Origin of the sequence: Gordonia otitidis NBRC 100426 (assembly GCF_000248075.1) — a bacterium.
Taxonomy (GTDB): Bacteria; Actinomycetota; Actinomycetes; order Mycobacteriales; family Mycobacteriaceae; genus Gordonia; species Gordonia otitidis.
Genome location: NZ_BAFB01000239.1, coordinates 24,262 through 36,522, shown reverse-complemented (window position 1 = coordinate 36,522; position 12,261 = coordinate 24,262). Strand labels below are relative to the sequence as shown.

General features: G+C 65.4%; 9 protein-coding genes. 6 read left to right on the top strand and 3 right to left on the bottom strand.

What is annotated here, in order from left to right; translation table 11 throughout:
- Positions 1–18: 18 nt before the first annotated feature.
- Complete coding sequence (locus GOOTI_RS22740; protein ID WP_007240952.1) at positions 19–720, bottom strand: GntR family transcriptional regulator; 702 nt, start codon at positions 718–720, stop codon at positions 19–21.
- A gap of 177 nt (positions 721–897) precedes the next feature.
- On the opposite strand from GOOTI_RS22740, the gene GOOTI_RS22735 reads away from it, so the two are divergent.
- From GOOTI_RS22735 to mhpA, 4 genes are read left to right on the top strand one after another with little or no spacing between them, the layout of a single operon-like run.
- Positions 898–1,764: a fumarylacetoacetate hydrolase family protein gene (locus tag GOOTI_RS22735; protein ID WP_007240951.1), complete on the top strand. Its 867-nt coding sequence runs from the start codon at positions 898–900 to the stop codon at positions 1,762–1,764.
- A 37-nt stretch (positions 1,765–1,801) separates the two neighbouring features.
- Complete coding sequence (locus GOOTI_RS22730; protein WP_007240950.1) at positions 1,802–2,725, top strand: VOC family protein; 924 nt, start codon at positions 1,802–1,804, stop codon at positions 2,723–2,725.
- Between the two features lie 59 nt (positions 2,726–2,784).
- Positions 2,785–4,647 carry an acetoacetate--CoA ligase gene (locus GOOTI_RS22725; protein ID WP_007240949.1) on the top strand — a complete coding sequence of 621 codons (1,863 nt, stop codon included), beginning with the start codon at positions 2,785–2,787 and terminating at the stop codon, positions 4,645–4,647.
- 33 nt (positions 4,648–4,680) lie between these two features.
- A complete protein-coding gene (gene mhpA / locus GOOTI_RS22720; protein ID WP_373279049.1) occupies positions 4,681–6,375 on the top strand; it encodes a bifunctional 3-(3-hydroxy-phenyl)propionate/3-hydroxycinnamic acid hydroxylase MhpA in 1,695 nt (564 codons plus the stop codon).
- A gap of 22 nt (positions 6,376–6,397) precedes the next feature.
- On the opposite strand, the gene GOOTI_RS22715 is transcribed toward mhpA, so the two are convergent.
- Together GOOTI_RS22715 and GOOTI_RS22710 are read right to left on the bottom strand one after the other, a co-directional pair.
- The gene (locus GOOTI_RS22715) at positions 6,398–8,062 is read right to left on the bottom strand and encodes a GMC oxidoreductase (protein ID WP_007240947.1); all 1,665 of its coding nucleotides are present in this window, start codon (positions 8,060–8,062) and stop codon (positions 6,398–6,400) included.
- Between the two features lie 140 nt (positions 8,063–8,202).
- Positions 8,203–9,660 (bottom strand): glycosyltransferase family 39 protein, encoded by a 1,458-nt coding sequence (locus GOOTI_RS22710; protein WP_039994596.1) that lies wholly within the window; start codon positions 9,658–9,660, stop codon positions 8,203–8,205.
- A gap of 208 nt (positions 9,661–9,868) precedes the next feature.
- Here GOOTI_RS22710 and GOOTI_RS22705 point away from each other — a divergent pair, with 208 nt between their 5' ends.
- Positions 9,869–10,696: an SHOCT domain-containing protein gene (locus tag GOOTI_RS22705; RefSeq protein ID WP_007240945.1), complete on the top strand. Its 828-nt coding sequence runs from the start codon at positions 9,869–9,871 to the stop codon at positions 10,694–10,696.
- A 70-nt stretch (positions 10,697–10,766) separates the two neighbouring features.
- Complete coding sequence (locus tag GOOTI_RS22700; RefSeq protein ID WP_007240944.1) at positions 10,767–12,185, top strand: wax ester/triacylglycerol synthase domain-containing protein; 1,419 nt, start codon at positions 10,767–10,769, stop codon at positions 12,183–12,185.
- Positions 12,186–12,261 lie beyond the last annotated feature (76 nt).

Genomic DNA, 12,261 nt, shown 5'->3' with positions numbered 1-12,261 from the left:
GGCGGGAGTGCTGGGTCGTCAGGTTCGGTTGACCGGATTCTCTGACTCCGACACAGAATTCGCGTACTCGACGAGGACGTCCGTCGTCCGCTCGATGTGTGCGACCAGTGCAGCGGCGGCGCCGTCGGCATCACGCGCAAGGGTCAGGTCGGCGATCTGCTGATGTTCAGCGGCGGCGTCGCGGTGATCGTCGTGCGCCAGTGCCCTCGACCAGTGGATGTAGAGATCCGAGCAGTCCCTTAGGCCGTCGGCGATCGCGGTGAGGCGCGTGCTGGTTCCCCCGGCGAGCAGTACGTGATGGAACTGCCGATGGGCCTCGGACCACAGCGGGTTCACCGCGCCGTCGGCATCCGTCATGGGTGTTCGTTGCAGTCGATGATGTCCGCCGAGTACGTCTGTCTCCCAGCTCAGGTCACCGTCGACGATCGATTCGCGCAGCGCCATCGCCTCGATCAATGTCCGCGCGCGAGTCAGATCGCGCAGCGCGTCGACGGACAGATCAGCGACGGTGAATCCCCGCTGGGGCATGGCGACGACGAGTCCTCGTTCGGCGAGCCGGGTCAATGCCTCCCGGAGCACGCTGGGACTCACGCCATATCTGGCGGCGGTCTCGCTGATGTGCACCTTTGACCCCGGCAGCAGCTCTCCACGCAGCAATTCGTCGCGAAGTCTGTCGTGAACCGTCGCGGTCAGAGTGGCCTTTTCGGGACTCAAGGTCATGCGTCGAGACTAGCCGACACCAGGGGTCGCTGCCGATGTTAGCAACGAATATCTATTTTTACTTGATTTGTCGACGCGGTCGGCGGCATACTGACCACGCGCCATCCGAGTGAGCCAGCTCACGTCCCTCAAACGGAGTGGCACCAACCGCATATCTCCGACGACGAAAGCGACAGCATGCGAATCACGAACCTCCGCGGGCGCTTGACCCTCCTCACCGACTCCGGCGCGGTCGACGTCGAGAACGCAAGTGCAGGAAGATTCGGCTCCGATCCCACAGCCGTCTACGCCCAGTGGGATGACTTCGTCGCCTGGGCCGACGGTGCAGATCTCCCTGCAGGCACGGCTTACGACGCCGCCGACCTCGGTCCGGTGGTACCTGAACCGGCACAGATCTTCGCGATCGGCCTCAACTACCGCGACCACGCCACCGAGTCTGGACTCGACTTTCCCGCCGAGCCGCCGGTCTTCACCAAGTTCCGCACATCGTTGGCCGGTCCGGTCGGCGATCTGGAACTGCCGACGGACACGGTCGACTGGGAATCGGAGCTCGTCGTCGTGATCGGTCGTACGGCTCGCGACGTCGCTGCGGAGAATGCATGGGAGCATGTCGCCGGTGTGACAGTGGGGCAGGACTTCTCGGAACGCACCCGCCAATTGGTGCCACCCGCACCACAGTTCAGCCTCGGCAAGTCGTTCCCCGGCTTCTCGCCCATCGGGCCCGCGGTGGTGACCGTCGACGAGTTCGACGACCCGTCGAACCTCGAGATCGGGTGCAGCATCGACGGCGAGACCATGCAGCACGGCCGCACAGGGGAGCTGATCTTCTCGATTCCTGTGCTGATCGAGCGACTCTCGGCGGTCCTGCCGCTGCTACCCGGCGACCTGATCTTCACGGGAACCCCCAGTGGGGTCGGAGCCGGCCGCAATCCGAAACGGTTCCTGCGCGTCGGCGAAGAAATCGTCACTCACATCGAGGGCATCGGAGAACTGCGCCAGATGTGCGTGCCCGGCAAGCGTCACACCACGGTGTCCGCGTCGTAGACCAGGTCGTAGAGCAGGTAGAAAGGACGACAAACCCATGTCTCTGCACAGACTGACCGCCATCACGATCGGTGTTCCCGATGTCGAGGCCACTGCGGCCTACTACACCGAGTTCGGACTGACCCCACTGGGCGACAACGCATTTGCCACCTCTGACGGAGGTGAGCAGTTCCGACTCACCTACTCGGCGCAGCGTCGACTCGTCGAGATCGGAGTGGGCGTCGACGACGCCGACGATCTCGACCGTGTGCAGCATCAGCTCGACGCACTCGACCTCGCCGCGCAGCGATCTGGCGACAGCGTCACCGCTGTCGAACCCATTGCAGGCTTTACGGCGGTGGTGTCGATCGCACCACGGATCGAGCAGAAGATCGTCGACCCGACTCCGTACAACGGACCCGGACGTATCGATCGGCCCGACACCCGCGCGCCGGGGATCGAACGCCACGGACAGGTCGCCCCGCACAAACTCGGGCATGTGGTCATCGGGTCGACCGATCAGGTTGCCACGCAGAGGTTCTTCACCGATGGTCTGGGTTTCAAGATCAGCGACGTGGTGCCGTCGATGGCGGCATTCATGCGGTGCTCTACCGATCACCACAACGTGCTTGTGCAGCAGGCGCCGCTCAACTTCCTGCATCACACCTCGTGGCAGGTCGACGACATCGACGAGATCGGCCGCGGCGCGATGGCGATGCTGGAGGGTAACCCCGAACGCCACGTATGGGGATTGGGCCGCCACCACATCGGCTCGAATTTCTTCTGGTATCTCAAGGACCCTGCGGGCAACTTCTCCGAGTACTACTCCGACATCGACTGCATCGTCGACGACGCGCTCTGGAAACCAGGCGTGTGGGAAGGCGCCAAGAGCCTGTTCAATTGGGGCCCGCCGCCACCGCCGTCGTTCCTGATGCCAGAAGACCTCGCCGCACTGATGACCGGCTCCCACAGCGCCGACTAGACACCCGCACCGACTAGGCACCCACACCCGCAGCCCACACCAGAGAAGGAACCGCATCAATGTTCGCTATCGACCGGTTCGCGAAGACCGTCGGCGTCACACCAGGCGAGTACGACGCCCTGCATCGATTCTCCATCGATGAGCCCGAACGGTTTTGGGCTGCAGTGTGGGACTTCTTCGACCTGGGTGAGCGTACGGGTCCGGTGCTGGGTTCACGCACCATGCCTGGCGCGCAATGGTTTCCCGAGGTATCGCTGAACTATGTCGACCGTGTGATGCGGTGGTCGTCGCTACCCGGCGATGCGATCGTCGGCGTAACAGACGACGGCAGCCGCGCCGCGATCTCATGGGCGGAGCTACCCGCGCGGGTTTCCTCGACGGCAGAGCTCCTGCGCGAGATGGGTGTCGGCGTCGGCGACACCGTCGCGGCCTATCTTCCCGACGAGCCGTTCGCGGTGATCGCATTCCTGGCGACGGCGTCTCTCGGCGCGGTCTGGTCGAGCTGCGGACAGGACTACGCTCCGGAGGGCGCGGCGAGTCGGTTCGCACAACTGAAACCCAAGGCACTCTTCGCAAGCGACGGATACCGGTTCGGCGACAAACAGGTGGACAAGCGCGCCGACACCGCCGAACTCGCGCAGTTGCTGGACATCCCCCGCGACCGGGTCATCACCCAACTGCCCGAGCCAACCGCGGAGACCCACGCACTGACACCTGTGCAGGTTCCGTTCGACCATCCCCTATGGGTGCTGTTCAGCTCCGGCACAACCGGAAAGCCCAAGGGGATCGTCCATGGGCACGGCGGCATCGTCGTCGAACACGTGAAGGTACTGGGCCTACACAACGACATCGGCCCGGGCGACGTGTTCTTCTGGCACACCGCACTCTCCTGGATGATGTGGAACTTCCGGGTCGCGGGCCTGCTGATGGGTGCGACCATCGTCACGTTCTCCGGACATCCGCTGGCGCCCACCGCCGATCGGCTGTGGCAGATCTGCGACGACAACAACGTCACCTTCTTCGGGACCAGCCCGGCGCAGTTGCAGGCCTCGCGCAAAGCCGGACTGGAGCCCGGCCGCGATCACGACCTGGCGCTCCGCGCGGTCGGCAGCACCGGATCGCCGCTGGCCCCGGACCTGTTCACCTGGATCGACGACCACGTCGCCGCGGGGCTCCCGGTGAGCTCTACATCGGGCGGCACCGACGTGTGCAGCGCCTTCTGCGGTGGCACGCCGTCGATCCCCTATGTGCCCGGCGAGTTGACGGTGCGCTACCTCGGCTGCGCACTGGAATCCTGGGCGCCCGACCGTACACCTCTCGTCGGAGAGGTAGGCGAGATGGTGATCACCGAGCCGATGCCGTCGATGCCCATCTCCTTCTGGGACGACGCCGACGGTGCAAAATACCGTGCCGCCTACTTCGATCACGAGTGGTCCGACGGCATTGCACCGAACGTGTGGCGCCACGGCGACTGGCTCGAGGTCACCGACCGTGGTTCGGTCGTCATCCACGGCCGTAGTGATGCAACGTTGAACCGCAACGGGATTCGGATGGGCTCTGCCGACATCTACGAGGTCGTCGAGGCCATCCCCGACGTCGCGGAAGCGATGGTCGTCGGCGTGGACGGACCAGACGCGACGTACTGGATGCCCATGTTCCTCACACTCATGCCGGGCAAGACCTTGACCGACGAACTCGTGTACACCATCAGGGACACGGTGCGCACCAGGTTGTCTCCGCGCCACGTTCCCGACGAGGTGATCACAGCGCCCGGCATCCCGCACACACGAACCGGCAAGAAGTTGGAGGTGCCGGTCACCGCCATGCTCGCAGGGCGACAGGTCAACATCGACGCCAAATCCGTCGACAACCCCGAACTGCTCGATTGGTATCAGCGCATCGGCGACGCCCACCGCTGGTGACTACACGAACGGCACCCCACCGACCACGAACTCATGAACGCTTCGCTACCACGACTAGGAAATGACATGGAAGACAACACTTCTGATCGACGCCGTACCGGACGGACCAGCGACGTCCTCATCGTCGGCGCAGGTCCGGTCGGACTGACGACAGCCCTCTACCTCGCACAGTACGGCTGGAAGGTCACCGTTCTCGAACGCTGGCCGGAGCCCTACGCACAGCCCCGCGCCGTCCACTATGACGACGAGACCGCACGACTTCTGGCACGCGCGGGTCTCCGCGATCGCCTCGCCGACTTCTCCGTGCCCGCAGAGACTTACGAATGGCAGAACGCGGATCGTGATACGCTGTTGTGCTTCGACTGGAGCGGACAGGGCGAATCGGGCTGGCCTCGCGCCTCGATGTTCAACCAACCGCTGCTCGAAGCCGAATTGGTGAGGGCCGCCGAAGCATCGGAGAACATCACCATACGACGCGGCCACGAGGCCGTCGGTGTGGTGGAGACCGACGACTCGGTCGTCGTGACCGCGCACGGACCGACCCTCAAGCGCGCCGATTTCACCGCTTCCTATGTGATCGGGTGCGACGGCGCGAACAGTTTTGTGCGAGCGCATATGCCGACCGCCATGACCGATCTGGGCTTCTTCTTCGACTGGCTGATCGTCGACGTTCTCCCGCGCGAGGAGCGTGTGTGGGATCCGATCAACCTGCAGATCTGTGATCCTGCACGTCCGACCACCGCGGTGTCCGGAGGGCCGGGGCGTCGTCGGTGGGAGTTCATGCGCATGCCCGGCGAGACCATCGAGGATCTCAACACCGAGGACACGGCCTGGGAACTGCTCGCTCCCTGGGATCTCAACCGCGAGAACTCGATACTCGAACGGCACGCGGTCTACACCTTCCAGGCACGCTGGGCCGACGAATGGCGTTCCGGTCGAATGCTTCTCGCAGGTGACGCGGCACATCAGATGCCGCCGTTCGCCGGACAGGGCATGTGTTCGGGGATCCGCGACGCCGCGAATCTCAGCTTCAAGCTCGACCTCGTCCTGCGCGGACTCGCCGCCGACGACGTGCTCGACTCCTACGGCGCCGAGCGCTCACGCCACGTCCGTCACGCCATCGAACTGTCCATCGAGCTGGGCAAGGTCATCTGCGTCACCGACCCCGACGCTGTCGCCGAACGCGACACATTCATGCTCGCTCAGGGTGGAGACCCCGACAAGATCCTGCCGCCGCTGCCGCCCGCGACGCTGACCGACGGCCTGCTCTATCGCCTGCCGGACGGATCGCCGGGTCCCGGTGCGGGAAATCTGTCGGCTCAGGGCCGGCTGATCTATCAGGGCAGAACAGAATTCCTCGACGATGTCGTCGGAACCGGATTCATACTCGCAACCACCATCGACGCTCGCATGCTGTTGAGCGACGCCCAGCTCGCGTTCCTCGACGATCTGGGCGCGAAGATCATCCGATTCGTCGACGCCGAAACACACGTCGACTCGGACGACGACGCAGTCGATCTCGACGGAACGTATCTGCCACACATGTCCGAGACAGGTCACGTCGCCGCGCTGGTGCGGCCCGATCACTATCTGTTCGGTGTCGCGCGTAGTGGTGACGAGATCGGGCTCGTCGTCGACGCCCTCCGCGACCAGCTCGGCTCACCGGCGACGACCGATGGGAGCGTCGGCAACCATGCTGATCTCTCTGGTCGCGTTGAGTTCAGCTAGCCACGCCGGAGTAGACCCTGGGTCACCCGCCTGCTGCGATGATCGCGGCGATGTTGCGTTCGGCGACCGCGGTGATCGTCAACGACGGGTTGGAGGCCCCCGCCGATCCGGGCATCATCGCGCCGTCGTTGACGTAGAGGTTGCGATACCCCTTGACCCTCCCGTACTCGTCGCACGCGGTGCCGAGAGTCGCGCCACCCATGCAGTGGGCCCACGTCGTGTCGCGCTCGTAGACCACGTTCTCGACCGGCAGGTCGGACTTCTCGGCCAGCCGACGTCCGATGCGTAGACAGTTGGCGACGACGTCGGCGTGGCCCGCAGCCGGCCAGTTCAGAATCACCCGACCGTTGTCTCGGTGATAGGTGAACTCACCGCGCGAGTGATCGACAGAGGTGATTCCCATCCGCACCACGGACTTACTCGTTGCCGCGGTGACCGCATCCAACGGTCCCTGCGACGACGTGCCGTTGACCACCGACCGCGCGAACGGGCCCTCGGTGTCGAAGAAGCCCTGGCCGCCGATCGACGGCTGGAGCTTGCGGGTGCCGCCGATCCCCACCTCGATGGTGCCCGCACCGTTGTTACCCCATCCGGTACCGATGTGCTCGTTGAGATTCGGCAGCGTCCCGGTGTCGCGGGCGGCAACCAGGAGCCGATTGGTTCCCAGGCAGCCGGCTGCGACGACCAGGCGATCGGTGGTGAGCGCGCGAGTGGCGAGGACGTCGCCGTAGGGACTGACATAGTCGACGTCGAGGACGTAGCGTCCAGAGCGTTCTCGGTGAATGCCGTTGACCTGGTGGCGAGGATGGATGGTCGCCTTCCCGGTCGCCTCGGCTCGTCGGAGGTAGGTGAAGTCCAGCGAGTTGAGTGAGCCGTTGGAGTTCGCGATGGCTCCGGTGGTTGCCATGGGGGTGGCGCGACCGGCGATCTCGTCGCGCACCACGTTCCACCGCCAGTTACCGGGAACGGCTCGCGGTCGGTATCCGGCCCGGGTTGCCAGCCGACTGAAGTCGCGGTGATTCTGAAAGGCATTGGCGCGGTATATATCCGGCGGTATGGTCGTTGCTCCGAGTCCCGCAAGTGCCTTGGGATACCAGACCTGCACCATCTCGTCGTAATCGACGGTTCCCGCGAACACCTCCTCGAACGGCCTTCGCTCGGACGCGACGGTGATGCCGAGGTACACGCCTGATCCGCCACCCACCGCCGCTCCGCAGATGATCGCAGCGTTCCGGTGCCAACTGAACTCGAAGATGCCGCCGAAGTCGTCGATCACCGCAGCCTCGCCGAGCGTTTGGGTGTAGGCGGGCACGGCCAACGTCGAATCCGGAGACCTGTCGGCCAGTGACCGATGCACGTGCCACAGCATGCGCCCGTCGAACCCGAAGATCTCGCGTCGCGGGTCGTGTGGCCAGCGCGAGCCTCGCTCGAGAACTGTTGTCCTGATTCCTGATTCGGCCAGGCGTAGCGCACTCACTGCTCCGCCGAACCCGCTGCCGATCACGATGGCTTCCGAGTGCTGCGGAGGGGCTGCAACGGGGCGGAAGATCTCTGGGACCACGCGCTCGTACGCACCGCGACGCGGGGGAAGCGCCCCCGCCCGACCTGCAAAGCCCCACGCGGCGCTCGAAACGCCGGCGGCCGTCACCCCAGCGGCGGACAACTTCAGAAAAGAACGCCGGTCCATGCTTCTCCTTCCACCGAGTTCCGCGACGCGGAGAGCGCAGGTTCGCCCAGCAATCTCGAGATGTCGCGCGGTCGAGTGGTTAGCGGTGACCCTACACGCAGCGCCGCGCATTGCAGGGTGATCGAGCGGCTGCGCGGTGGTCACCCCAGGTAGCGAAGCTCGGACCACAGGTGGGCCGGGTCGTGAGGCTTTACACAGAGACCCACCGGCGTGCCCTGCTCGTCGTTGTCGACGCCGAGCCCGTTGTCGAGTGTCGCGAGTACAGTGCACGAACGGAAAAGTGTTGTGACCCTGCCGAGTTGATTGCCGACGACAAGGACCTCGCCGGTGTCGACGGGCAGGTGTCGTTGATCGGCGAGCGCATTGTGGCCCGAGTAGGGGGCCGGAAGGCCGAAGGCTGGACCGTAGCGTTCGAGCGCTCCGGCAAGGCCGTAGTCGGATGCGAGAATCGGTGGACGCGGCTGCGGCAGAGCGTCATAGATCCGGGCGACCTGTGCTGTGTACTGGGCCCAGCCGATCTGATCGGCCACCATCGGACCGGCGTGGACGACGGGGGTGCGGCCTACGACGCGCAGCGGGATGATCGGCAACGCCAGCAGTATCGACACCACGGCATTGACCGCTACAACGCAGACCGCGAGCTGTCGTCGGAGCCTGTGACCCGACAGCCATTGCGCCACAGGCACACAACCGGCGGCGAACATCACCGACAACAGATGCACGGGATAGTGCGGCTGCGTACCACCGACGAAGGTGAACACCACCACGACGGCGAAGCCGACGACGAGCCAGCCGTCGACAGCACGCCGATCGCGTTGCAACAGCCAGACGATCCCGGTGCCCCACACCGCTACGAGTGGCGGACCGATCATGACGATCAGCATGAGGACCATCCCGCTGCGCACGTCTGCGGCATTCAGCGCGCCGAGGGCCGAGCCCATCGCGATCTGTGGCCAGCCGTTCGTGGCCTGGTACATCAGATTCGGCAGCCCGACAACGGTCGCGATCAGTGCCGCCAGGTACGGATACGGAGTCCGGAACACCCGTCGCGGACCCAACAGCAGCAGCCCGAGCACCAGTCCACCGACCATCACCACGACCACCCACCGGTTGTAGGTGGCCAAGCCTGCCACCAGACCGGCCACCAACCACCATCGTCGACGACCCCCGACCGCGAGCAGCATGGCGTACACCACCACCAGCAGAAGCAACAGATCGATCGTCGACGTGAACAGGACGTGGCCGAGCATGAGGGGCATCATCGCGGTCGCATAACCCCACGCGGCCAGGGTCTGGGCGCCTCGACCGCCTCCCAGCTGCCACGTGATCATCGCCAATACGACGACGGACAATGATGAAGCAAGGGTTGCCGGAACCCGCATCGCCCAAGGGGCGTCCGCCAGATGCAGCGTCAGTCGCGCGAGGGCCGGGGTCAGCGGTGGCTGGTCGACGTAGCCCCAGGCAGGCCGAAGCATCCGATAGTAGAGCTCGTCGCGCTGGTAGTCGTAGGCGTTGGAGAATGTCGTCAACAGCACCGCCTGTGCGAGCGCGGCGGCCATCACCGGGCCTCGAGCGAATCGCGCGACAGGCATCGTCATGCGCTTACGCACTCCCTCGGCGTGCCGCTCGCGCGCGACGGACGAACGGTGGGCGACATGCGCGAAGCGTAGTCGAACCGTGACGGCATGAGTGTGTGACGATCGCGCCCACCCAAAGTCCGTCACGACGTAACGGGGTGAGTGCGCCCTGCTCGTCTGGGATGTGCCTCGTACACTTAACAACGGTTCACCACGACAAAGGACACACATGCAGGGCGCACTCACTCCCGACGCCGAACGGGCGATCACCGACATCTCCAGCCGCTACGGGCTGTCGCAGGATGCCGTCCTGGCGATGCTGTACGCCGTCAACAGTGGTGGCGGCACGATGGCGCAGTTCTCCATCCCCGAGCTCGGCGGCTCGGGACAGTGGATGCGCGGTGGCATGACGATGGTCGGCAACATGTTCGACAACGCTCTGAAAGCGCGGCTCGACGGCCTCTGCAACGAACTGTCCCAGTTGCTCGCCACGACGGTGGTGTTCCCGCCCGCCGCGGCATCCGGCTCGTCGTACGGCTTCGCCACCGCGAACAACTGGTGGCCAGCCGATCTCGGCGTGCCGAGTTCTACCGGTGGACAGAACGACTCGAAGTACGCGGTCTTTCCTGCGACACGGCGGCTTGCCATCCAGCAGAACGGCGTGACTCGCGTGTTCGACACCGGTGAGCACCAGATCGGCGGTGTCCAACAGCAACAGGGCGGCTATCCCGGTTCGGTGAGCTTCTCGAGCCAGTTCGGCACCTTCGACGTGTCGAGCCTGACCGAGCTGACCAACCAACAGGTGGAGGCGACCCCGGTCGCGGCGCCCGCCCCTGACCAGTCGCAGTCGGCACCGACCCCCGAGTCGTCCACTTTCGTACCATCGCAGCCCGCGCCGTCGATGCCGGAGCAGGCCCCGCAGGCACAGACCCCGCCGTCGGCAAGTGGTGACGATGTGTTCGCCGCCATCGAACAGCTCGCTGGTTTGCACGACCGCGGCATCCTCACGGACGAGGAGTTCGCAACGAAGAAGGCCGAACTCCTCGCGCGCCTGTAACTCACGCCGCGCGAATCCAGGTGATCCGCGCTGGTGAAAACGGCTCCATCGCGCCGCGCACGGGAGGAAAATGATCTCCGTGAGCGACGACATCGTCCGGATGAGTCAATCGGACATGTTCACCTGGCGGATGGAGCAGAACCCGGTTCTGCGTTCCACCGTGGTCGTCGTCATCCTGCTCGACGCCTCTCCCGACTGGGAGCGGTTCTGCGCGACTGTCGCGCGAGCCGTTCAGGTGCTCCCCGCGATGCGTCGCAGACTCGTTCCCGATCGAGGACTCGCACCGCCACGGTGGGTCGACGACCCGGATTTCGACGTGAGTTGGCACCTCCACCACCTCGACGCCCCGCACCCGAGGAACCTCGCCGGGGTGCTCGACGTGGCGCGCACCGCGGGGATGACCGCCTTCGACCCGGCGCGGCCGATGTGGGAGTTCACCCTCCTCGACGGCCTCGATACCGGTTACGGCGACACCCATTGCGACGACACCGATTCCGACGCTCCGGCAGCGGCGGTGGTGATGAAGTTCCACCACTCGCTGACCGACGGCGTGGGTGCCGTCGCGATTGCGGCGGAGATCATGGACCTTGAGCGAGCAGGCACACCGCGCCCGCCTGTGCCCGAGACGGCGAGCGCTGCGCGCGCACCGTCGATCCTCTCCACCGCGGGCTGGTACGCGACGACCGCCACCGGACTGGTGCGCGGTGTGGTGCGGACGACGAGTGGCCTCGGCGCCCGCATGCTGTTGCGTCCCATCCGGGCGCTGCGCGAGGTGGCGGGAACCTCGGTGTCGGTGGCTCGGATCGTCGAGCCGGTCATGCGCACGGCGTCACCGGTGATGACCGAACGCAGCACCCGGCGCCGGTTCGCGACGCTCGACGTACCGGTGAAGTCGCTGACGCGCGCGGGACATGCTGCGGGAGGTACCCTCAACGACGCCTTCCTGGCGGGCACGGTGCTCGGCATACGCGCTTACCACCGGCGCCACGGCACCGATGTCGACCACCTGCGGGTCACGATGCCGCTGAATCTCCGCGCCGACGATGAGGCGGCATTCGGTGGGAATCGAATCACACTGCTGCGCATCGCGATTCCCTGTGATGCTTCGACGCCGCACGAACTCATCGAGCGCATACACGAGGTCATCGAGGGGTGGCGTCGCGAGCCGGCCGTGCCGCTGGCCGAGCCGATCGCCGGAGCGCTCAACATACTGCCCTCGTCGGCGGTCGGCGCGATGCTCGAGCATGTCGACTTCCTCGCGTCGGACGTGCCCGGTTCACCGGTACCGCTCTACCTCGCGGGTGGGCGGATCACTCGGCAGTACGTCTTCGGTCCCACGATCGGTGCGTCGTTCAACATCACCCTGCTCAGCTACGTCGACGATTGCTGTCTGGGAATCGATGTCGACGTTGCTGCAGTGCCCGATATCGACGTACTCGTCGAATGTCTCGCCGCCGGGTTCGACGAGGTGGCCGGACTCGCCCGCTGACCAGATCCCGGACGACGCCTGTGATGCTCCCGCCTCGGGCCGAGCACCCTGTGCGTCGCACTGGGTACCCTGGCGC